The 20,899-nt window shown below is 52.5% G+C and carries 21 protein-coding genes, 2 tRNA genes and 1 other RNA gene; 12 read left to right on the top strand and 12 right to left on the bottom strand.

The genetic code is table 11. From position 1 onward, the window contains the following. The first annotated feature begins 59 nt into the window (after positions 1-59). On the top strand, positions 60-911 hold the full coding sequence (locus C1N64_RS13895; protein WP_172912566.1) for an aldo/keto reductase: 852 nt from the start codon (positions 60-62) through the stop codon (positions 909-911). Between the two features lie 7 nt (positions 912-918). Here C1N64_RS13895 and C1N64_RS13890 read toward each other — a convergent pair whose 3' ends face one another. Together C1N64_RS13890 and gapA are read right to left on the bottom strand one after the other, a co-directional pair. Further along, entirely contained in the window at positions 919-1,794 is an 876-nt protein-coding gene (locus C1N64_RS13890; protein WP_039343042.1) for a D-hexose-6-phosphate mutarotase, read from the bottom strand. 72 nt (positions 1,795-1,866) lie between these two features. Further along, complete coding sequence (gapA, locus tag C1N64_RS13885; protein WP_006119418.1) at positions 1,867-2,865, bottom strand: glyceraldehyde-3-phosphate dehydrogenase; 999 nt, start codon at positions 2,863-2,865, stop codon at positions 1,867-1,869. 340 nt (positions 2,866-3,205) lie between these two features. Here gapA and msrB point away from each other — a divergent pair, with 340 nt between their 5' ends. Continuing rightward, positions 3,206-3,616 (top strand): peptide-methionine (R)-S-oxide reductase MsrB, encoded by a 411-nt coding sequence (gene msrB, locus C1N64_RS13880; protein ID WP_006119417.1) that lies wholly within the window; start codon positions 3,206-3,208, stop codon positions 3,614-3,616. Between the two features lie 2 nt (positions 3,617-3,618). After that, complete coding sequence (locus C1N64_RS13875; RefSeq protein WP_006119416.1) at positions 3,619-3,900, top strand: YeaC family protein; 282 nt, start codon at positions 3,619-3,621, stop codon at positions 3,898-3,900. Between the two features lie 84 nt (positions 3,901-3,984). On the opposite strand, the gene pncA is transcribed toward C1N64_RS13875, so the two are convergent. The 3 genes from pncA to sppA all read right to left on the bottom strand — a co-directional run bounded on the left by pncA (position 3,985) and on the right by sppA (position 7,574). Next, on the bottom strand, positions 3,985-4,593 hold the full coding sequence (gene pncA, locus C1N64_RS13870) for a bifunctional nicotinamidase/pyrazinamidase (RefSeq protein WP_394514892.1): 609 nt from the start codon (positions 4,591-4,593) through the stop codon (positions 3,985-3,987). 16 nt (positions 4,594-4,609) lie between these two features. Beyond that, positions 4,610-5,623, bottom strand: coding sequence for an asparaginase (gene ansA, locus C1N64_RS13865; RefSeq protein ID WP_033741878.1), 1,014 nt, complete (start codon positions 5,621-5,623; stop codon positions 4,610-4,612). Positions 5,624-5,708: 85 nt separating this feature from the next. Continuing rightward, positions 5,709-7,574, bottom strand: coding sequence for a signal peptide peptidase SppA (gene sppA / locus C1N64_RS13860; RefSeq protein WP_394514891.1), 1,866 nt, complete (start codon positions 7,572-7,574; stop codon positions 5,709-5,711). A gap of 172 nt (positions 7,575-7,746) precedes the next feature. On the opposite strand from sppA, the gene C1N64_RS13855 reads away from it, so the two are divergent. The 3 genes from C1N64_RS13855 to C1N64_RS13845 all read left to right on the top strand — a co-directional run bounded on the left by C1N64_RS13855 (position 7,747) and on the right by C1N64_RS13845 (position 10,762). After that, entirely contained in the window at positions 7,747-8,298 is a 552-nt protein-coding gene (locus C1N64_RS13855; RefSeq protein ID WP_006119410.1) for an NAD(P)H nitroreductase, read from the top strand. A gap of 257 nt (positions 8,299-8,555) precedes the next feature. Next, positions 8,556-10,472, top strand: a complete 1,917-nt coding sequence (locus C1N64_RS13850) for a DNA topoisomerase III (RefSeq protein ID WP_058701818.1) — start codon at positions 8,556-8,558, stop codon at positions 10,470-10,472. Beyond that, positions 10,472-10,762 (top strand): YnjH family protein, encoded by a 291-nt coding sequence (locus C1N64_RS13845; RefSeq protein WP_054633683.1) that lies wholly within the window; start codon positions 10,472-10,474, stop codon positions 10,760-10,762. The genes C1N64_RS13850 and C1N64_RS13845 overlap by 1 nt, the downstream gene beginning before the upstream one ends. Before the next feature lie 39 nt (positions 10,763-10,801). Here C1N64_RS13845 and xthA read toward each other — a convergent pair whose 3' ends face one another. The 6 genes from xthA to C1N64_RS13815 all read right to left on the bottom strand — a co-directional run bounded on the left by xthA (position 10,802) and on the right by C1N64_RS13815 (position 13,739). Then, on the bottom strand, positions 10,802-11,608 hold the full coding sequence (gene xthA / locus C1N64_RS13840) for an exodeoxyribonuclease III (protein ID WP_033741873.1): 807 nt from the start codon (positions 11,606-11,608) through the stop codon (positions 10,802-10,804). A 253-nt stretch (positions 11,609-11,861) separates the two neighbouring features. Then, a non-coding RNA gene (locus C1N64_RS13835) (RtT sRNA) lies at positions 11,862-11,988 on the bottom strand. Positions 11,989-12,029: 41 nt separating this feature from the next. Further along, positions 12,030-12,114: transfer RNA gene (locus C1N64_RS13830), tRNA-Tyr, on the bottom strand. A gap of 35 nt (positions 12,115-12,149) precedes the next feature. Continuing rightward, a tRNA-Tyr gene (locus tag C1N64_RS13825) sits at positions 12,150-12,234 on the bottom strand. A 144-nt stretch (positions 12,235-12,378) separates the two neighbouring features. Next, entirely contained in the window at positions 12,379-13,227 is an 849-nt protein-coding gene (purU, locus tag C1N64_RS13820) for a formyltetrahydrofolate deformylase (protein WP_006119405.1), read from the bottom strand. 56 nt (positions 13,228-13,283) lie between these two features. Next, positions 13,284-13,739: a YchJ family protein gene (locus tag C1N64_RS13815; RefSeq protein ID WP_006119404.1), complete on the bottom strand. Its 456-nt coding sequence runs from the start codon at positions 13,737-13,739 to the stop codon at positions 13,284-13,286. Positions 13,740-13,836: 97 nt separating this feature from the next. Between C1N64_RS13815 and rssA the strand changes: the two genes are divergently transcribed. From rssA to C1N64_RS13790, 5 genes are all read left to right on the top strand, one after another. Then, a complete protein-coding gene (rssA, locus tag C1N64_RS13810) occupies positions 13,837-14,748 on the top strand; it encodes a patatin-like phospholipase RssA (RefSeq protein WP_039343037.1) in 912 nt (303 codons plus the stop codon). 99 nt (positions 14,749-14,847) lie between these two features. Next, positions 14,848-15,864, top strand: a complete 1,017-nt coding sequence (gene rssB / locus C1N64_RS13805; RefSeq protein WP_006119402.1) for a two-component system response regulator RssB — start codon at positions 14,848-14,850, stop codon at positions 15,862-15,864. A gap of 195 nt (positions 15,865-16,059) precedes the next feature. Beyond that, positions 16,060-16,962: a UTP--glucose-1-phosphate uridylyltransferase GalU gene (gene galU / locus C1N64_RS13800; protein ID WP_006119401.1), complete on the top strand. Its 903-nt coding sequence runs from the start codon at positions 16,060-16,062 to the stop codon at positions 16,960-16,962. Positions 16,963-16,986: 24 nt separating this feature from the next. Further along, positions 16,987-18,327: a UDP-glucose dehydrogenase family protein gene (locus C1N64_RS13795; protein ID WP_006119399.1), complete on the top strand. Its 1,341-nt coding sequence runs from the start codon at positions 16,987-16,989 to the stop codon at positions 18,325-18,327. Between the two features lie 14 nt (positions 18,328-18,341). Continuing rightward, complete coding sequence (locus C1N64_RS13790; protein ID WP_006119398.1) at positions 18,342-19,349, top strand: NAD-dependent epimerase; 1,008 nt, start codon at positions 18,342-18,344, stop codon at positions 19,347-19,349. 92 nt (positions 19,350-19,441) lie between these two features. Here C1N64_RS13790 and hns read toward each other — a convergent pair whose 3' ends face one another. Beyond that, the gene (gene hns, locus C1N64_RS13785; RefSeq protein WP_033741865.1) at positions 19,442-19,849 is read right to left on the bottom strand and encodes a histone-like nucleoid-structuring protein H-NS; all 408 of its coding nucleotides are present in this window, start codon (positions 19,847-19,849) and stop codon (positions 19,442-19,444) included. A gap of 406 nt (positions 19,850-20,255) precedes the next feature. Here hns and tdk point away from each other — a divergent pair, with 406 nt between their 5' ends. Beyond that, positions 20,256-20,876 (top strand): thymidine kinase, encoded by a 621-nt coding sequence (tdk, locus tag C1N64_RS13780; protein ID WP_006119396.1) that lies wholly within the window; start codon positions 20,256-20,258, stop codon positions 20,874-20,876. Positions 20,877-20,899: the final 23 nt, after the last annotated feature.

Here is a 20,899-nt window from a genome sequence, read left to right as displayed (position 1 = left end):
GGAGTGCAGGCTGTGCGCTCTCAGGGTGCATATGCCCTCATTCAGTGCAGGAGAACCCGATGACAAAATATATCGATATTGCAGGTCAGCGTCAGATTCCGGCAATCGGTCTTGGCACCTGGTATATGGGGGAAGATCCCGCCAGCCGGCAACAGGAAATCAGTGCGCTTCAGGCAGGGCTGGATGCCGGTTTGCGGCTGGTGGATACCGCTGAAATGTATGCAGAGGGTGGCGCCGAAGAAGTGGTAGGCGATGCCCTGAAGGGACGGCGTGATGAGGCCCTGCTGGTATCGAAAGTTTATCCATGGAATGCCGGAAAACAGGATGCCATCGCCGCCTGCGAGGCCAGCCTGCGTCGTCTGCAAACGGATCGAATTGATTTGTATCTTTTGCACTGGCGCGGCAGTGTGCCACTCGACGAAACCATCAGCGCGATGCAGACCTTGCAGCAGCAGGGCAAAATTCGTGCGTGGGGTGTTTCAAACTTCGACAGCGAGGACATGGACGCCCTGTGGGCCGAAACGGGTGGCGAAAATTGTGCCACCAATCAGGTGCTTTATCATCTGGGTTCCCGCGGTATTGAATACGATTTGCTACCGCTCTGTCGCCAGCGCGCGATGCCCGTCATGGCGTATTGTCCCTTGGCACAGGCCGGTCGGTTACGCAGTCAGCTGTTTACCGACCCCGCTCTGAACGCAATTGCCCGCCAAAAAGGCATCACCGTGGCACAGCTTCTGCTGGCCTGGGCGATTCGGGATGGCGATGTCCTTGCCATCCCTAAAGCCAGTTCACTGGTACATGTTCGTGAAAATGCGGCTGCGCTGGACATTACCCTGAGCGAGGAGGACTGTCTCAGACTCGACAGGGCTTTTCCGCCGCCACAACACAAACTGCCGCTGGATGTGGTCTGAACGCGCTTCAGGCCTTATTTTTCAAACGTATTGTCGTCGCCAGTCGGGCAGGCTTGTCGCCTGCACTGCGCAACGGTTTGCTGATGCGCGCGGTTTCAACACACACCATCGTTTTATAACCCTCATTTGGCATGTCCGCCATGCTACACGACAGCGCCACACCGGGATTCCACGTGACAACGTCACTATGGTGATGGTGGTACACTTCAATTTGCCGTTTTCCAGCCAGATCGTTGATAACTGAACAGTCTTTTGGCGCAGTGAAGATACGATCCACGCGCTCGGTAAAGCGCTGTTTACCCTCGCTCTGACCCGGCTGGTTATCTTTGACCTTGTCGATGTAATGTTCACCCAGTCCGGTGACCTCAACGCTCGCACTGTCCGCCACGTTAAAATAGCTGTGTAGCGCGGCTGTCGATTCATAATCACCGTAGGCTTCCAGCTCAATTTCGCAATGCTGGCCCAGACGGAAGCGGGCGATAAGGGTAAAGTCATGCGGCCACAGCTTCAGCGTTTGTGGGGTACTTTCCAGCACAAATGTCAGCAGCACGCCGTCTTCGTTTTCATCATGCGCAGAGAGCGTCCATGACTGATTTCGGGCAAAGCCATGGGCAGGCTCTCCTGCCGGTCCAAACCAGGGCCAGCAAATCGGTACACCGCCGCGAATCGCCTTACCAGGCAGGAAAGGGCTCTTATCGCTCAGCCAGATGACGGGCTTCTCACCGCTCGGTTGCCAGGCAATCAGATGCGCGCCCTGTAAGGTTACGGCCGCCCGTACACGCGGATGGCTGACAATGATAACCGGGAGTTCACCCACCTGACGTTGCGACAGATAAGGCGTGATTTGTTTAACCACGGGAAGGGAAAAGAGTTTGTCTTGCATGCCTGACTCCATAGTGAAGGGATCAAAAAAAGGGTGACCGAAGTCACCCTTATTGTCTCGTGTCTGGCTGCCTTATTTAGCAGCAACCAGCGCAATCAGGTCGAGAACTTTGTTTGAATAACCGGTTTCGTTATCGTACCAGGAAACCAGTTTAACAAAGTTGTCATTCAGCGCGATACCGGCTTTGGCATCGAATACTGAGGTCAGGACTTCGCCGTTGAAGTCGGTAGAAACAACGTCATCTTCAACGTAGCCCAGCACGTCTTTCATCTCGCCTTCAGCCGCGGCTTTGATAGCGGCACAAATTTCTTTGTAAGACGCAGCTTTTTCCAGACGAACGGTCAGGTCAACAACAGAAACGTTAGGCGTAGGTACGCGGAATGCCATACCGGTCAGTTTGCCGTTCAGTTCTGGCAACACTTTACCTACCGCTTTAGCGGCGCCGGTAGAAGACGGGATGATGTTCTGTGATGCACCACGACCACCGCGCCAGTCTTTGTGAGACGGGCCATCAACGGTTTTCTGCGTTGCGGTAGTGGCGTGTACGGTGGTCATCAGGCCTTCAACGATACCAAATTTATCGTTGATGACTTTTGCCAGCGGGGCCAGGCAGTTAGTGGTACAAGAGGCGTTAGAAACGATGTCCTGGCCCTGGTATTTGTCGAAGTTAGCACCACGAACAAACATTGGGGTGTCATCTTTAGATGGACCGGTCAGAACCACTTTTTTCGCGCCAGCAGTGATGTGCTTACGTGCGGTTTCGTCGGTCAGGAAGATACCGGTTGCTTCAGCAACGACGTCAACGCCCACTTCGCCCCACTTCAGGTTAGCCGGATCTTTCTCAGCGGTAACACGGATTTTCTTACCGTTAACAACCAGAGCGCCGTCCTGTACTTCAACGGTGCCGTCAAAACGGCCGTGAGTAGAGTCGTACTTCAGCATGTACGCCATGTAGTCAGCGTCCAGCAGGTCGTTGATAGCAACGATTTCGATGTCAGAGCGCTGTTGAGCAGCACGGAAAACGATGCGACCGATACGGCCAAAACCGTTGATACCTACTTTGATAGTCATATATTCCACCAGCTAGTTGTTAGTGAATAAAAGGTTGGCTGTAAAATTACAAAAACCTTACTAGGCGTCAAGCGGAATCGTGTCAATTGTTGCGACAGGTCAATCCACCGAACAGGAATTATTTGACGCGCAACCGCTTGCGCGCTTCCGCGAACATCGTGCTCTGTTGAAACCTTCGCCGAATATATAGGGATATGCCAGAGAAAAGGTGATCAAAATCACAAATCCACCTTGTAAGATACGGACCGAAGGGCAGAGCACAAAAAAAGACCCGACTAATGTTGATCATTTGTTAGAATACTAGTCGATTTTTTCAGAATGACATCCCGGAATTGCTCAAATGCCTAAAGAAACCGCACCCGACGCAAAAATCGCCCAGTTAACTGAGATGCAGCGCTATGTCACGCAACAGCGTGGCACGGAGCCGCCGTACAGCGGTGCGCTGCTGCATAACAAGCAGGAAGGGATTTATCACTGCCTGGTGTGCAACGCGCCCTTGTTTCTTTCAGAGACGAAATACGATTCAGGCTGTGGCTGGCCGAGTTTTTATGAGCCCGTCAGCGATGAGGCTATTCGTTATCTGGAAGATAACTCGCACGGTATGCAGCGTATTGAAATCCGTTGCGGCAACTGTGATTCTCATCTCGGCCATGTTTTCCCTGATGGGCCGCAGCCGACCGGTGAGCGTTACTGTGTGAACTCAGCCTCGCTGAACTTCACCAGTCCACAAGGCGACGAGATTAAGGGCTAACAATGAAACAGCAACTTGAAGCCATGCTTGATGCTATGACACCCGAAATTTATGAACGCCTGATGACGGCCGTTGAAACCGGAAAATGGCCGGATGGAGTGGCGCTGACGCAGCAACAGCGTGATAACAGCCTGCAGTTGGTTATGATGTGGCAGGCGCGCAATAATGATGCACCACAGCATATGACCATCGGCAAAAATGGCGAAATGGTGACCAAATCGAAAAAGCAGTTAAAAGAAGAGTTTGGTATCGAACCGGACGTCACGCGCATTCATCTGCATTAATAGCGCGGTAAGTCGCCAGTCAGCCACGCGCAGGCGGGCATCGTATGGAAGAGCAAAAAGGGCTGGCTATACGCCAGCCCTTTTTCAGATAATGACGGCGCCCTGAGCCGCCATCTGCGCCAGCGCAATGTCGCTGTCTTCTGGGTTGAGATTAACGCCACGGCAGCCTGCCGCCACGACCTCGACCTGATAACCCAGTTCAAGTGCATCCAGCACGCTGTACTTCACGCAGTAATCCGTCGCCAGGCCCAGCATGACCAGATGCGTGATATCGCGTGCGCGTAACCAATTGTCCAGTTCTGTCTTGCGTCGGTGTCCGTTGTCAAAAAAGGCGCTGTAGCTGTCTACGTCCTGATCTTGCCCTTTATGGAAAACCGCGTCGAACAGGCTGCGATTAAGTCCGGGATGAAAATCAGCCCCCGCAGAATGCTGCACGCCATGATCCGGCCACCAGATCTGTGGCAGGCCGTTGAGTTCACCGAGGGTATAGACAGGTTCGCCGGATACGGAAGCAAAACTACCGTGATCGGCTGGATGCCAGTCCTGCAGGGCTACCACGCACTCACCATTCTCATGAAAAGCACGGGCGTAGCGGTTAGCAACCTCGACCGTATGATCGCCTTCTTTGACGGCCATTGGGCCGCCGGGGCAGAAGTCGTTCTGGATGTCGATAATGATTAATGCCCGTTTCATTGCCGTTGACTCCATCTTAGTCGTCTGTCAGTTCGCCACGCAGGTTCTGCTGCATTTTGGCGCGGATCTGATCGCTGGACAGATCCTGGCTCAACAGATAGTGAAGTTTCGTCAGCGCCGCTTCAACCGTCAGATCAAAGCCGCTGATGACGCCAGCGTGCTCCAGAGCATTCCCGGTGGCGTAGCCACCCATATTGACCTTGCCAGAAATACACTGGGTCAGGTTGACGACCACAATGCCGCGTTCGCTGGCCTGCTGAAGTTCAGACAGAAACTCGGCGTTTTGCGGCGCGTTACCGACACCGTACGAGCGTAAAATCAGCGCCTTAACCGGCTGACGTAAAAAGTTACGCACGACATCTGCAGAGATGCCCGGATAAATTGTCACCACGCCAATAGGTTGCGGGGTAATGGTATGAACAATCAGCTCGCCTTTGCCCTGAGGTGCAGGCGGCGTATTAAGACGACGGATATGAATCCCGGCTTCCAGCAAGGCTGACAGGTTGGGGGACGCAAAGGCGTTGAAACCGTCCGCGTGCGCTTTAGTGGTACGGTTACCGCGATAGAGTGTGTTGTTGAAAAACAGCGTCACCTCGTTGATGGGATAATTCGCAGCGACGTAAAGGGAATTAAGCAGGTTTTGTTGGCCATCGGAACGCAGTTCGGCTAACGGAATCTGTGAGCCCGTAACGATGACCGGCTTAGCCAGATTTTCGAGCATAAACGACAGGGCAGAGGCGGTAAATGCCATGGTATCCGTGCCGTGCAGAATGACAAAACCATCATAGCGATCATAGTTCAGCCGGATATCTTCGGCGATCGACTGCCAGTCCTGCGGGGTCATGTCAGAAGAGTCAATCAGAGGCTGATACTCATGAATCGTGAAGTCAGGCATTTCCGGGCGATGGAACTCAGGCATCTTCGCCAGTTCCTGCTGCAGATGACCAGAAACCGGAATATAACCTTGAGCAGAACGTTGCATACCGATGGTACCGCCCGTGTAGGCAACGTAAATATTTTTCTTTTGCATAGGTAAACTCAGACTTGCCGTAAAACGGGCAGTATAAGGGGAACAGCAGGGAAAAGCAGCCCGACAAGCAGTCGGGCTGAGAGGTTTATCGCACTTCGCCGCAGTTCAGGCAGAAGGCATAGCGGTTTTGCGGATCGTTCAGATGGTCAAACAGGCCGGGCTGATTCTTCATCGCGCTCATCACATCGTACATGGGCGCAGGCAGCCAGGCTTTCATCGTGTCAGGCAGCACGGCCTGAACAGACGCGTTCATCTGATTCAGCATCACGTCAAGGAAGCCGGGATCTTCCTGATACCAGTCAAGCTCTGGCTGGGAAACCTTCGCCAGCTCAGCCGCTTTTTTCACCGCATCGTCAAAATCGCCCAGCGCATCGACCAGACCATTGGCTTTGGCATCGCTGCCCGTCCAGACGTGCCCCTGCGCGATGGCATCGATCTGTTCCGGTGTTTTATGGCGCGATGTCGCCACCAGTCCCACGAAGTTGTGGTAGCCGTTTTCAATGGTCAACTGCATCAGTTGCTGCACTTCCTCAGGCAGTGCTTTAGTGCTTGCGACGTCTGCCAGGGGTGAGGTCGCGACGCCATCGGTATGCACACCAATCGAGGCCAGGCTGTTCTCCAGCGTGTTAATCACGCCAAAGATGCCGATAGAGCCGGTCAGCGTGCTGGGGCTGGCAATAATGTAGCTGGCTGGCGTCGAGATCCAGTAGCCACCAGAGGCTGCCATACCGCCCATGGAGACCACAATCGGTTTGCCTGCCGCTTTCGCTGCGGCCAGTTCCGAACGAATCGCTTCGGACGCCGTAACGCTGCCGCCCGGGCTGTTCACCCGCAAAATAATGGCCTTGATTTTGGGATCCAGTCGGGCATCGCGAATCTGCGCCGCTGTCGTATCGCCGCCCACATTACCCGGTGTTTCATCACCATCAATGATGGCACCGCTGGCAAGAATCACGGCAATGTTGCCTTTTTGCTGGCTGGCATCCTGTTTAACGTTGTAATCATAAATGCTGACGTTACGGTAATCGTTGTTTTGCTTATCGAAGCCAAATGCCTGGATAAGCGCCTGGTCCGCGTCAGCGCGTGAGCCCAGCACATCGACCAGTTTGTTATCCAGCGCATATTTTCCGGTATCGCCCTTAACAGCCTGCAGACCTGCGATAATAGCGGCAGCGCCAGGGAACAGCTGCTCAGGCGTAATCTGGCGGTTAGCAGACACGGTATTCAGGTAATTTTGCCAGAGCTGGCCAATCCAGCGGCTATCTGCGTCACGCGCCGCTGGCGACATATCGTCACGCAGGAAGGGCTCAACGGCTGATTTATAGGTGCCCACGCGGAAAACGTGTGAATTGACTTTCAGCTTGTCGAGCAACGTTTTGTAGTAGAGACCGTTGGTGGCAAAGCCGTGCAAATCAACGGTGCCCTGTGGCGACAGATAGATTTTCGTCGCATAGCTGGCAAGGTAGTACTGCGCCTGGCTATAGCTGTCGCCTAAGGCGTAAACAGGCTTACCGCTGTCGCGGAACTCGCGTAACGCTTTACCTACGTATTGCAGAGAAGGCTGATCGCCGCCAGCAAAATCACGCAGGTCTAAAACCAGACCTTTAATATTGCTGTCACCTTTGGCCTGACGAATAGCATCCATTACATCAAACAGGGAGTTTTCCTGCAGACGATCGCTACTGGTGCCTAATAACTGACGACCAATTTTGCTCAGACGGTTGCTGACGGAGGGTTTGTCGACCAGCACACCGGTCAAATCCACTTTTAGCGCACCTTGCTGTACCGGGGCGGAGGAACGGCTGCCTGAGCCGCTGATCTGAAGCCAGATCCCCACACAGACAATAATTAAGAAAACCAGAAACAGGTTGAGAATACATTCCCTGATAAAATTCAACACTCGCCAGGTCCAGCGGAACAGACCCGCAATTATTCGCCACAGTGTGCGCATCACATTCTCCATTTTGATATAGCCGGAAATAGCCACCAGGCGGGCCAGGTCTCCGTTAACGACCTCATCCTAAAGAGCAGCGAAACAAAAGTCAGCAGGAAATCACCCTGGACTGTTACAAAAAATCCACTTGTGCCAGGATTACCCGTGCTTTTACTGTCAGGAGAAAAACATGGACGCACTAGAATTACTGGTTAATCGTCGTTCGGCCTCGCGTCTGGCGGAACCGGCCCCCAGCGGTGAAGCGCTGGATAACATCCTGCGCGCGGGCATGCGCGCACCCGATCACGGCGGCCTGCAACCCTGGCGATTTATTATTGTTGAAAATGAAGGCCGCGATCGCCTGAGTCAGCTACTGGAAAAAGCGGCGCGGGACAACCAGATGGATGAGAAAGCCATCAATAAAGCCAGTCAGGCGCCGTTCCGTGCGCCCATGATCATCACCGTCGTGGCGCACTGCGAGATCAATCACAAGGTGCCGCGCTGGGAACAAATCGCCTCTGCCAGCTGTGCCGTGATGGCGATGCAGATGGCTGCTGTCGCCCAGGGCTTTAATGGCATCTGGCGGAGCGGCGTCTGGACCGACGATCCGCAGGTGCGTGAGGCGTTCGGCTGCCGTGAGCAGGACGCGATTGTGGGCTTCCTCTATCTGGGCACGCCGCAGCTTAAGTCCAGCACCACCGTGGTTCATCCCGACACGGCACCCTTTGTCCGCTATTTCTGAACCTGTCTGAACCACGCGATGCGCGGTAAACTGCGCACGTAATGAGCGAAGCGTTTCCTCGCAAATCCGGCACGCTTATCAGCAGCGTGCCGCCAGGCTACTATAGCGCTGTCTTCACTGGCAGCGCCGCGTGCTGTGTCCGGGGAAACCGGCTGCCTGCATCCGATGGCGCCAGGCCGTGATCCTGCACTGTCGTCGTGCACGGGGCAGGCGCTGCCATCATTGTTGTTCGCTGACGTTAAGGATTACCCGATTTAATGCGTTTGTTTATAGCAGAGAAACCCAGCCTCGGACGGGCCATTGCCGATGTGTTACCTAAACCGCACCGCCGCGGTGAAGGATTCATTGCCTGTGGCAATGATCAGGTCGTCACCTGGTGCGTAGGGCATTTACTTGAGCAGGCGCAGCCCGATGCTTATGACGGCCGTTATGCACGCTGGTCACTGGCCGATCTGCCCATTATTCCTGAAAAGTGGCGCCTGCAGCCGCGGCCCTCTGTCGCTAAGCAGCTTAAAGTGGTTGAGGGGTTGCTGGCGCAGGCGGACGAAGTGGTTCACGCCGGTGACCCGGATCGGGAAGGGCAACTGTTAGTGGACGAAGTGCTGGATTACCTGCAACTGCCCGCCGAGAAACGCAGTAAGGTGCAGCGCTGCCTGATCAACGATCTCAATCCTCAGGCGGTCGAACGCGCAGTCAGTCGCCTGCGTGAAAACCGTGAGTTTATCCCCCTGTGTGTTTCCGCCCTGGCTCGCGCCCGGGCGGACTGGCTGTATGGCATCAACATGACCCGCGCCTGGACGTTAATGGGCCGTAATGCCGGTTACGATGGCGTATTGTCGGTGGGGCGGGTGCAAACACCCGTGCTGGGGCTGGTGGTGCGCCGCGACGAAGAGATCGAAAACTTTGTGCCGAAAGACTATTTTGAAGTTAAAGCGCATATCGTGACGCCAGATGACATCCGCTTTGTTGCCAACTGGGTCCCCAGTGAAGCCTGTGAGCCCTGGCAGGATGAAGAAGGGCGCTTACTCAAGCGGAGTCTGGCAGAGCATGTGGTTGCCCGCATTACCGGTCAACCTGCGCGTGTCACCGCATACAGTGATAAGCGCGAAAGCGACACTGCGCCACTCCCGTTTTCGCTCTCGGCACTGCAGATTGAGGCGGCAAAACGCTTTGGCCTGAGCGCGCAGGCGGTGCTGGATATTTGTCAGCGGTTGTATGAAACCCACAAACTGATTACCTATCCCCGTTCCGACAGTCGCTATTTGCCCGATGAGCATTTTGCTGGTCGTCACGCAGTGCTGAATGCCATTCAGGTTCACCAGCCCGATCTGACGCCGCCTGCGGAGTTTGATGCCGATCGTAAAAACCGCTGTTGGGACGACAAAAAAGTGGATGCGCACCATGCCATTATTCCCACAGCACGCGCCAGCGCTGTCAGGCTGAATGACAATGAACAGCAGGTTTATGGCCTGATCGCGCGTCAGTATCTGATGCAGTTCTGCCCGGATGCGATGTTTCGTAAATGCACTATTGAACTGGATATTGCGGGCGGTAAATTCGTGGCGAAGGCCCGCTTTCTGGCTGAGGCGGGCTGGCGTGCTTTGCTGGGCAGTAAAGAGCGTGATGAAGAAAATGACGGCATGCCGCTGCCGGTCGTGGCGGAAGGGGACGTCCTGCTGTGTGAGCACGGCGAGGTGCTGGCCAAGCAAACGCAGCCACCTCGCCATTTTACAGATGCCACGCTTCTGTCAGCCATGACCGGTATTGCGCGTTTTGTTCAGGATAAAGAATTAAAGAAAGTGCTTCGTGCTACCGATGGTTTAGGAACGGAAGCCACGCGCGCGGGGATCATAGAATTATTGTTCCGCCGGTCATTTTTACAGAAGAAAGGGCGCTATATTCATTCTACCGACACGGGTAAGGCGTTGATCCATTCGTTACCGGATCTGGCAGCCCGGCCGGACATGACCGCCCAGTGGGAATCGACACTGACACGGATTAGTGAAAAGGCCTGCCGTTACGATGAGTTTATGCAACCGCTGGTGCACACGCTGAGTGGTCTTATTCATCAGGCACGGCAGCAACCGTCGGGACAGGCGTTTCGTGGGTTACCGTCCACCGGACAAAAACGTCCGCAGCGCAAAGCACGGCGTAAAACTAAGGAAACCGAATAATGCGTAAAACTGCACTGCTCATGCTGGCCGCACTGATTGTCTGTGGGCCGGCCCAGGCGAATTATCATCCGTCTACAGGCGGAACTAATACGGATGTGATTGTTGATATGCCGCGGGAAGTCTGGACTCAGGGACAAAATAATCAGCAGAACTGTATGCAGTGCTGTATTTTCGAAAACCGTAATTATACCGAGGGCGCAGTCGTGAAATCAGAAGGCGTCCTGTTACAGTGCGCGCGTGACGAAAAATCGCTGGGGACGAACAACTTGATCTGGAAAATAGTGAAATAGAAAACGCGTGGTTGGCGGGCGCACCACGCGTCAGCGCTATCAGAAGCGGAAGGTTGACCAGACCGGGGCATGGTCAGAGGGTTTTTCCATGCCACGAATATCGTAGTCAATACCGCTCTCAATGCAGTGCGAGGCCAGCCCGGTGCTGGCCAGCAGCAGGTCAATGCGCAGACCGCGATTGTCATCGAACCCTTTAGAACGGTAATCGAACCAGGAAAAACGGTCACAGGTATCGGGATGATGCGCACGCCAGGTATCGACCAACCCCCAGCTTAACAGCCTGTCCATCCATTCCCGCTCTTCGGGCAGGAAAGAACACTTACCGGTACGCAGCCAGCGTTTACGGCTGTCTTCGCCAATCCCAATATCCAGGTCGGTGCTGCTGATATTCATATCGCCCATGATCAGCACGGGCTTATCCGCCGTAAGACTCTCGCTCAGATAGCTTTGCAGATCGCGGTAAAATTTTTCTTTGGCCGGAAACTTTGTCGGGTGGTCGCGGCTCTCGCCCTGCGGAAAATAGCCATTTATCACGGTAATATCGCCAATCGGGCTGGGGATTTCAGCCATGATCAGGCGACGCTGCGCATCCTCGCCATCGCCCGGAAACCCCCGACGCACGGAGACCGGCTGAACCTTGGTCAACAGTGCCACACCGTAATGGCCTTTCTGACCGTGATAAAACACGTTGTAGCCCAGCTTAGCCACATCCTCGAGCGGGAACATATCATCATGGACTTTCGTTTCCTGCAGACCAATGACGTCAGGCTGATGCTTCTCGACCAGTGCTTCGAGTTGATGGGGACGTGCCCGCAAGCCGTTAATATTGAATGAAATAAATTTCATGAGATAACCTTCAGCGAATGATAGGCAGGATGGTAGCGATTTTTGTCGGAAATGTCATGGCAGAGCAGGGCAATTTCAGCGAGTGGTGGACAGCACGGGCCAGAGAGCACGACACACGGTCAGCGGGAACAGAAAACCAGAGTGGTTTCCAGAAGCGTTTACTCAGGCGATGCCCGCCACGAACGCTGAACAAAGGCTCTTATCTTTCTCCGCGCAGAACAGTTTTATAACGGCATGACGTGCTAAAGGGAAGAGAGGGGTGGATAAGGATGATTCGGCGCGTTGCGCCTTACCCTACGGGCCGCGCTAATGCGCGTTGTCTCGCGGTGCCCGACGCGAACGCTGAACAAAGGTCTTATCCCTTTCCTCGCAGAACAGGCTGACTGAGTTGCATGTCGGAATGAAGTTGCTAAATGCGAGATGGTGGTGGGAGAAGGATTCGAACCTTCGAAGTCTGTGACGGCAGATTTACAGTCTGCTCCCTTTGGCCGCTCGGGAATCCCACCGGGGATGATTTGTAGGCTCAGGCAGCAGATTCAGATGGTGGTGGGAGAAGGATTCGAACCTTCGAAGTCTGTGACGGCAGATTTACAGTCTGCTCCCTTTGGCCGCTCGGGAATCCCACCAGGGACTGAATTGTTGTGCTCTGAAGCGGGGCGCATCATACCAAATGGATTCAGACTGTAAAGCGGACTCAGGCAAATCACGAACCGTTTGCCCACTTTTTACGCGTAGCGCTGGAATGTCAGCCAGTCCAGCGCCCGTGGCGGTTAAAGAATAATCGTGCGGTTGCCGTAAACAAACACACGCTGACCCAGCACTTTATCTAACGCGCGGCTCAGCACATTCTTTTCTACATCACGTCCGGCACGCATCATCTCTTCTGCTGTATAGCTGTGATCGACGTTGATGACGTCCTGCATAATGATCGGACCCTCATCCAGGTTGTCATTAACGTAGTGCGCCGTCGCACCAATGATTTTAACGCCGCGTTCATAAGCCTGGTGATAAGGGCGTGCGCCGATAAAGGCAGGCAGGAACGAGTGATGAATATTGATGATCTGATTCGGGTAGCGTTGGACGAAGCCCGGCGTCAGCACGCGCATATATTTGGCAAGCACCACATAATCTGGCTGGTAACGATCAATTTCGTCCGCCATCTTATTATCATGCTCTTCCCGCGAAAGCCCTTCATGACTGACCAACACAAACGGAATATCAAAACGCTCGACCAGCGAGCGCAGCGTTTCGTGGTTACCGATGACGGCGGCTATTTCCATATCCAGCCCGCCAAACGCGCTCTTCATCAGCAGGTCGCCCAGGCAGTGGGCTTCTTTGGTGACCAGAATAACGACGCGGCGACGGCCTGCGCTGTGCAGTTCACGTACCGAGCCCTGAGGAAGGGCGCTGTCGAGATCGGCCAGTAAAGTATTGTCGTTAAAAATCCCTTCCAGCTCTGTGCGCATGAAAAAACGCCCGGTGCGATGATCAACAAACTCATTGTTTTGCACGATATTCAGTTCGTGCTTGTAACAAATATTGGTGATTTTGGCGATCAGACCTTTTGCATCGGGACAAATGGTTCGTAAAACTTTTCTTTGCATGGTTTGCGCTTGCATCTCAATCAGAGTCCTGTCAAAGCATTAAGGGTAAAACCGTTACGCAGGCAACTGCCTTAACCGCAACATTTTTTGTATTTTTTGTCGGCGCCACATGGACAGCGATCGTTGCGCCCGATGGCGGGCGTCATTCCGTCGACATAGTACCAGCGACTGTCCTCGCGAAGAAAGCGTGAACGCTCGTACATCGCCCGATTAACACCGTTTTCAGCAAAACGTGCAAAAAAAGTGACGAAAGATTCGTCTTTGTGGCGCCCCTCATCACAACGTGTGATGTTCAGGCTGAGCCATTCAGTACCCGCGAAACTTTCAGTCACTAAGTCAGCCAGCGCCGGAACGCGGCTGGTGGGATGCCAGGTGGCGACGAGGTAATCGACGTCTTGTTTGACATAAGCGCAGTAGCGGGAGCGCATAAGTTGTTCAGCTGATAAGGGAATTTCTGTTCCTTTAACAAAGGGCTGACAACATAGGCTATACTGCTTGCCGCTACAGCATGGGCAAGATTCGGACACACATTCTCCTGTTAATAACAGTGATTGTTAATGATATCGTTTACTTTATCCGACCCACGCGTGTGATGCCATGTATTGACGCCAGGACCCGAGTAAGATGAGAAAGCAAAAAATTGGATTGGCTCTGGGTTCCGGTGCCGCCAAAGGATGGGCGCATATTGGCGTTATCGAAGCGTTGGAGAGCGCAGGTATCAACATTGATGTCGTGGCAGGCTGTTCCATCGGTGCACTGGTGGGCGCAGCTTACGTCAATCATCGTCTCCCGCACATGAAAAAGTGGGTGAGTGCGTTTAGCTACTGGGATGTCATCCGTCTGATGGATCTGTCCTGGCAGCGAGGCGGACTGTTACGCGGAGAACGGGTATTCAACCATGTCCGGCAACTCATTACGCACGACGCGATTGAATCGTGCGGAAAGCCGTTTGGTGTGGTGGCAACCAATTTAAGTACCGGTCGCGAGCTGTGGCTGACCGAGGGTGAATTACATCAGGCGGTACGCGCGTCCTGCAGTATGCCAGGTTTATTACCGCCTGTCGGCTACAATGGATATTGGCTGGTGGATGGTGCGGTGGTGAATCCGGTGCCAATCTCCCTGACGCGCGCGCTGGGGGCGGATGTCGTGATTGCTGTCGATCTTCAGCACGACGCGCATCTGATGCCGCAGAATGCGATGGCGCTGACGCCCCAGAGTTCAGAAGAACATGCGGCGGCTGTGGCGCTCAATCTCGACTGGCGTGGGAAACTGCGACAGCGTCTGGTCAATTTTACGCAGCGCCGGGCCTCGCAAATGCCGGGCGCCATGGAGATCATGGCCACGTCCATTCAGGTGCTGGAAAATCGCCTGAAGCGAAACAGGATGGCAGGCGATCCGCCTGATGTGCTTATCCAGCCATTTTGTCCACAGATATCCACGTTGGATTTTCATCGTGCAGAAGAAGCAATTGCGGCTGGGAAGGTTGCCGTTGAGAAACAAATGGATGAATTATTACCGCTGGTCCGTAGAAGATAATCTGGTTGTTCACGCACAGATGTTACTTCGGTCTATTCTGAAAGGCGCAACTGCGTTTTATGAACCACTATTGATTTATCGGGTACGCAGGGGGATGGAATGGAAAAACCACTGATCGGCAAAAAGATACTCATTGTCGAAGATGAGGCCGTTTTCCGTTCGCTTTTAAACCAGTTTTTAACATCAATGGGGGCCGTCACTGTTGAGGCTGAAGATGGTCTGGAAGCTATTGCGCAACTGGATAAACATGCCGTCGAACTGGTGATTTGTGACCTGGAAATGCCGCGCATGAACGGAATTCAGTTTGTCGAACATCTGCGCAGCCACGGCAATACCCTGCCCATTCTGATAATTTCCGCGACCGAAAATATGTCCGACATCGCGCAGGTTTTACGTCTGGGCGTACAGGATGTGTTGCTAAAACCCCTGAAGAATTTTGAACGTTTCCGTGAAGCGGTATACGAATGCCTCTATCCGTCGATGTTTACCTCGAAAGTCGAGGAAGATGAACAGCTGTTTCAGGACTGGGATGCATTGGTGCGCGATCCTTCCGCTGCGGCAAAATTACTGAAAGAACTTCAGCCCCCGGTCCAGCAACGCATTGCCCATTGTCGGGTAAATTATCGCCAGTTAACCATGGCGGAGCAGCCCGGGCTGGTGCTGGATATTGCGGCGTTATCTGACAAAGATTTGGCGTTTTATTGTCTCGATGTCACCCGTGCGGGCGACAATGGCGTGCTGGCGGCTTTATTATTGCGCGCCCTGTTTAACGGATTATTACAAGAACAGTTATCAGGACAGAAACAGCGATTACCTGAGTTAAGCAGTTTACTCAGACAGGTTAATCTGCTGCTACGGCAGGCGAATTTAACCGGACAGTTCCCTCTGTTAGTTGGGTACTACCATCGCGGATTAAAAAACCTGGTGCTGGTTTCTGCTGGCCTGAATGCCACCTTACATGTTCAGGCCCATCAAATTCAACTCAGTAATGGCGTTCCGCTTGGCACTATGGGCAGTACGCATATTAACCAGATTAGCCAGCGTGCGGACGACTGGCAGTGCCATATTTGGGGCGCCGGGGGCCGTATACGACTGATGTTATCGTCTGAGCAATAAACACCGAAGGGTAATTTATACTTACCCGCAAGACAGTGCCAGAAGTTAGCTTTACACTTGGGTAATAGTCTTAAATTCTACGGATAGATGCCTTCCAGGATAAATCCGTTCGCGAGTAACTGATATACTCATTTCCGAATTTAAACCGACATATCAAGCATTAAAACTTGAACGGCCTATAAGAGAGGTATTTTGATGTCTGCCTATAAGACCAAAGTTAAAAAAGCGGTAATCCCGGTAGCAGGTTTGGGTACGCGTATGCTTCCTGCGACGAAAGCGATTCCAAAAGAAATGTTACCGCTGGTTGATAAGCCGTTAATTCAGTATGTCGTTAACGAGTGTATTGCTGCGGGTATCAATGAAATTGTGCTGGTAACCCACTCGTCTAAGAACGCCATTGAAAACCATTTTGATACCAGTTTCGAACTGGAGTCGATGCTGGAAAAACGCGTTAAGCGTCAGCTGCTGGATGAAATTCAGTCCATCTGTCCTCCACACGTGACCATCATGCAGGTCCGTCAGGGCATCGCTAAAGGCCTGGGCCACGCGGTAATGTGCGCGCACCCGCTGGTCGGCGATGAGCCTGTTGCCGTCATCCTGCCTGATGTGATCATCGACGAATATGAGTCAAACCCAACCAAAGATAACCTGGCAGAAATGCTGAGCCGTTATGAAGAGTCTGGCCGCAGCCAGATCATGGTTGAGCCTGTCAGTGATGTAACCGCTTATGGTGTTGTTGACTGCAAGGGCGCAGAACTGAACCCGGGCGACAGCGCACCGATGGTCGGTGTGGTTGAGAAACCAAAAGCGTCTGAAGCGCCTTCTAATCTGGCTGTGGTGGGGCGTTATGTTCTGTCCGCAGATATCTGGCCACTGCTGGCAAAAACGCCTCCAGGTGCAGGCGGTGAAGTACAGCTCACGGATTCTATCGCCATGCTGATGGAAAAAGAGACCGTTGAAGCTTACCACCTGAAAGGGGTCAGCCATGACTGCGGTAACAAACTGGGATACATGCAGGCTTTCGTCGAATATGGTGTTCGCCATCCGGTGCTGGGCAAAGAGTTCTCTGAGTGGCTCAATAAAACCGTTAGCGATTAAAAATTTAAAACACAGGATAGCGTAATGAAAGTCACTGTATTTGGTATCGGCTATGTCGGTCTGGTTCAGGCTGCGGTGTTGGCCGAAGTCGGACATGACGTTCTCTGTATTGATGTCGATGAAAAAAAGGTTGAGAACCTCAAAAAGGGTCAGATTCCTATTTTTGAACCGGGCCTGACGCCGCTGGTTAAGTCTAACTATGAATCCGGTCGCCTGAAGTTCAGCACCGATGCTGCACTGGGCGTTAACCATGGCGTGATGCAGTTTATTGCCGTAGGCACACCGCCTGATGAAGATGGTTCGGCCGATCTGAAATATGTTACTGCCGTGGCACGCACCATTGCTCAGCATATGACCGATCATAAAGTGGTCATCGATAAATCTACCGTACCGGTTGGAACGGCTGACAGAGTCCGTGCGGTCATGACGGAAACCCTGCAGGCGCGTGATGCCAATATCAGCTTTGATGTGGTATCCAACCCCGAGTTCCTGAAAGAAGGGGCAGCGGTTGCTGACTGTATGCGTCCCGAGCGCATCGTTGTCGGCACGGATAATGATGCTGTCGTGGAACTGTTGCGTGAGCTCTATGAGCCCTTCAACCGCAACCACGATCGTATGATCCTGATGGATATCCGCAGTGCAGAGCTGACGAAATACGCTGCCAACTGTATGCTGGCGACCAAAATCAGCTTTATGAATGAAATTTCCAATCTCGCGGAACGTTTAGGTGCGGATATCGAAAAAGTGCGCCAGGGGATTGGTTCTGACTCACGTATCGGCTATCACTTTATCTATCCTGGCTGCGGTTATGGCGGTTCCTGTTTCCCGAAAGATGTGCAGGCGCTCATTCGTACGGCGGAATCCATTGGCTATACACCACGTCTGTTAAAAGCGGTGGAAGACGTCAATGACAGCCAGAAAACTAAGCTGCCCGCCTTTATCAAACGTCATTTTGGTGACGATCTGAAAGGGAAGACGTTTGCGCTGTGGGGACTGTCGTTCAAACCGAATACCGACGATATGCGTGAAGCATCGAGCCGTGTATTGATGGAAGCGCTGTGGGAAGCAGGTGCGTCTGTACAGGCTTTCGATCCGGAAGCGATGGATGAAGCACAGCGCATCTACGGTCACCGCGACGATTTGAAGCTGATGGGCACCAAAGAATCAGCGTTACAGGGCGCAGATGGCCTGGTAATTTGCACTGAGTGGCAAAATTTCCGTGCCCCTGACTTCGACGTGATCAAAAATGCACTGAAACAACCCGTGATTTTTGATGGACGTAACCTGTATGATCCAGAGCGTCTCAGCAAGCGCGGCTTCGTTTATTACGCTATTGGCCGCGGAGCGTCCATCCAGGCTGTGTGATTAATGAGGGATTTATGAATTTTCTGGTAACCGGCGCAGCAGGCTTTATTGGCTTCCATGTGAGCCAACGCCTGTTGGCCGCCGGTCACCAGGTTGTCGGTATTGACAACCTGAATGACTATTATGATGTCAGCCTCAAACAAGCCCGTCTTGATTTGATCGGCGACAACCCATCTTTTACGTTTGTTAAAACCGATTTGGCCGACCGTCAGGCCATTGCAGCACTTTTCGAACAGCACAAATTTCAGCGCGTTATTCACCTGGCCGCTCAGGCTGGTGTGCGCTATTCACTTGAAAACCCGCATGCGTATGTGGATGCCAATGTTATTGGGCATCTGAATATTCTTGAAGGGTGCCGTCATCATCGTGTTGAACATCTGCTCTATGCGTCGTCCAGCTCCGTTTATGGACTGAACAGTAAGCTGCCGTTTTCTACGGAAGACAGTGTCGATCATCCGGTGTCATTGTATGCCGCGACCAAAAAAGCCAATGAGCTGATGTCGCACACCTATTCGCATCTGTATCAGTTACCCACCACCGGTTTACGTTTCTTCACTGTATACGGTCCCTGGGGACGCCCCGATATGGCCTTGTTTAAATTTACCCGGGCTATGATTGCGGGTGAGGCAATTGACGTCTATAACCAGGGTAAAATGCAACGCGATTTCACCTATATCGATGATGTTGTCGAGGCCATTATTCGTCTGCAGGATCGTATTCCGCAGCCGGATGAAAGTTGGACAGTAGAGAGCGGGTCTGCCGCGTCGAGTTCAGCGCCGTATCGTATTTACAATTTAGGCAATAGTCAGCCGATGAGCCTGATTCGCTATATTGAAGCGATTGAAAAAGCATTAGGTGTAACGGCAAATAAAAATCTGATGCCAATGCAACCCGGTGACGTGTTAGCTACCAGCGCAGATACCAGCGATTTATTTAACGCTGTCGGCTTTAAACCGCAAACAGGCGTGGATGAAGGTGTCAGACGTTTTGTTGACTGGTACCGAAACTTTTATTCGGTATAAAAACAAAAAGGAAGCGACCGCTTCCTTTTTTTTCTGGTATTGGTAATCAGGTCGCTAAAATGAAGCCAGCAAAGCCTAAAGCACGCCAGGATTTACAGCAAAAAGTCGTCTAACTGCTTACCATGTTGTTCCATGGCTTTTTTGATTGCTGCTGGTGTACGTCCCTGACCGGTCCAGGTTTTGGTCTCCCCGTTTTCATCAACAAACTGATATTTGGCAGGGCGGGCAGCACGTTTGGCTTTGCCAGACGTTTTGGACTCTGACAATGCGTTGAATAACTCATTGGGATCGATTCCATCCGCTAAAAGCATATCGCGATATTGCTCAAGTTTACGCGCACGCTCTTCCGTTTCTGCTTTAGAATGTGACGCTTCATCGCGACGTTCATTTACTACGACTTCAAACTTTTCCAGCATTTCTTCCAGTGTTTCCAAAGAACACTCTCTGGCCTGGGCACGCAGCGTGCGGATATTATTAAGATTTTTTAGTGCTTCGCTCATTGTCCTGATCTCTGAATAATGAATAGGAGAGTTGTTCTGCCCGCTAATAGTAGTGGTGGGGGGAAATAACTTCAACATTAAATTAATTTTTAGCTTTAAAAGTTCAAAGATGAATTTATTAAATTATAAATTCCGCCAGATAAAGCGCGATGTAAGGACCAATGAAACGTTGATGTTTAACCGGCAACCTATAAAGCCCTGACACGGTTCAATGAAAATAAAGCTTAACGCTATACTGTCTTTAATATTCATATAGTCAAAAATAATGCGCTGCCGTTGCAGGACAGGCAATACCCGACGCTGGCTCTCGTCTGAACGTAACGGGCTGAAAATCAACACGGCATTGCCGGTCAGATATGGTAAAATCGCACTTATTTTGTTTCATCCACACTGGGATACCGTGCCAATGGCTCAACTCTATTTCTACTATTCGGCAATGAACGCGGGTAAATCAACCGCGCTTTTGCAGTCTTCCTATAATTATCAGGAGCGCGGTATGCGGACCCTGGTTTATACCGCTGAGATTGATAATCGCTTTGGTACCGGTAAAGTCAGTTCACGCATTGGCTTGTCATCACCGGCCGTTCTTTATAATGCCGAAAGCCAGCTGGATGTGGAAATTGCACAAGAGCATGCGCGCCAGCCCGTACACTGTGTGTTAGTGGATGAAAGTCAGTTTCTGACACGGGAACAGGTGAAGGCCTTGTCTGACGTGGTGGATAATCTGGATATTCCGGTGCTGTGTTATGGGTTAAGAACCGACTTTCTGGGAGAATTGTTTACCGGTAGCCAGTATCTGCTGGCCTGGGCCGATAAACTGGTGGAGCTTAAAACCGTATGTCATTGCGGACGTAAAGCGGGCATGGTGCTGCGTCTCGACAGCGAAGGCAAACCCTTCCGGGAAGGGGAGCAGGTGGTGATTGGCGGCAATGAGCGCTATATCTCGGTGTGCCGTAAGCACTATAAAAAAGCGATTGAGCAGGGCTGTTTGCAGGCTATCCACGGCGCGCAAACGCCAGTCGCGTAATCCTGTTCCTCACCTCAGGTTCA

This window comes from Pantoea sp. SGAir0215 (assembly GCF_043543215.1).
This window is presented reverse-complemented; position numbering and strand designations above follow the sequence as displayed.

Excerpts from the sequence above, each read along its gene's own strand:
- ansA (WP_033741878.1), bottom strand. The coding sequence starts at position 5,623 with ATGCAAAAGAAAAATATTTACGTTGCCTACACGGGCGGTACCATCGGT.
- xthA (WP_033741873.1), bottom strand. The coding sequence starts at position 11,608 with ATGAAATTTATTTCATTCAATATTAACGGCTTGCGGGCACGTCCCCAT.
- C1N64_RS13895 (WP_172912566.1), top strand. The coding sequence starts at position 60 with ATGACAAAATATATCGATATTGCAGGTCAGCGTCAGATTCCGGCAATC.
- C1N64_RS13850 (WP_058701818.1), top strand. The coding sequence starts at position 8,556 with ATGCGTTTGTTTATAGCAGAGAAACCCAGCCTCGGACGGGCCATTGCC.
- C1N64_RS13795 (WP_006119399.1), top strand. The coding sequence starts at position 16,987 with ATGAAAGTCACTGTATTTGGTATCGGCTATGTCGGTCTGGTTCAGGCT.
- rssA (WP_039343037.1), top strand. The coding sequence starts at position 13,837 with ATGAGAAAGCAAAAAATTGGATTGGCTCTGGGTTCCGGTGCCGCCAAA.
- C1N64_RS13845 (WP_054633683.1), top strand. The coding sequence starts at position 10,472 with ATGCGTAAAACTGCACTGCTCATGCTGGCCGCACTGATTGTCTGTGGG.
- gapA (WP_006119418.1), bottom strand. The coding sequence starts at position 2,865 with ATGACTATCAAAGTAGGTATCAACGGTTTTGGCCGTATCGGTCGCATC.
- C1N64_RS13875 (WP_006119416.1), top strand. The coding sequence starts at position 3,619 with ATGAAACAGCAACTTGAAGCCATGCTTGATGCTATGACACCCGAAATT.
- purU (WP_006119405.1), bottom strand. The coding sequence starts at position 13,227 with ATGCAAGCGCAAACCATGCAAAGAAAAGTTTTACGAACCATTTGTCCC.
- rssB (WP_006119402.1), top strand. The coding sequence starts at position 14,848 with ATGGAAAAACCACTGATCGGCAAAAAGATACTCATTGTCGAAGATGAG.
- C1N64_RS13890 (WP_039343042.1), bottom strand. The coding sequence starts at position 1,794 with ATGCAAGACAAACTCTTTTCCCTTCCCGTGGTTAAACAAATCACGCCT.
- C1N64_RS13790 (WP_006119398.1), top strand. The coding sequence starts at position 18,342 with ATGAATTTTCTGGTAACCGGCGCAGCAGGCTTTATTGGCTTCCATGTG.
- pncA (WP_394514892.1), bottom strand. The coding sequence starts at position 4,593 with ATGAAACGGGCATTAATCATTATCGACATCCAGAACGACTTCTGCCCC.
- galU (WP_006119401.1), top strand. The coding sequence starts at position 16,060 with ATGTCTGCCTATAAGACCAAAGTTAAAAAAGCGGTAATCCCGGTAGCA.
- sppA (WP_394514891.1), bottom strand. The coding sequence starts at position 7,574 with ATGCGCACACTGTGGCGAATAATTGCGGGTCTGTTCCGCTGGACCTGG.
- C1N64_RS13855 (WP_006119410.1), top strand. The coding sequence starts at position 7,747 with ATGGACGCACTAGAATTACTGGTTAATCGTCGTTCGGCCTCGCGTCTG.
- msrB (WP_006119417.1), top strand. The coding sequence starts at position 3,206 with ATGCCTAAAGAAACCGCACCCGACGCAAAAATCGCCCAGTTAACTGAG.
- hns (WP_033741865.1), bottom strand. The coding sequence starts at position 19,849 with ATGAGCGAAGCACTAAAAAATCTTAATAATATCCGCACGCTGCGTGCC.
- tdk (WP_006119396.1), top strand. The coding sequence starts at position 20,256 with ATGGCTCAACTCTATTTCTACTATTCGGCAATGAACGCGGGTAAATCA.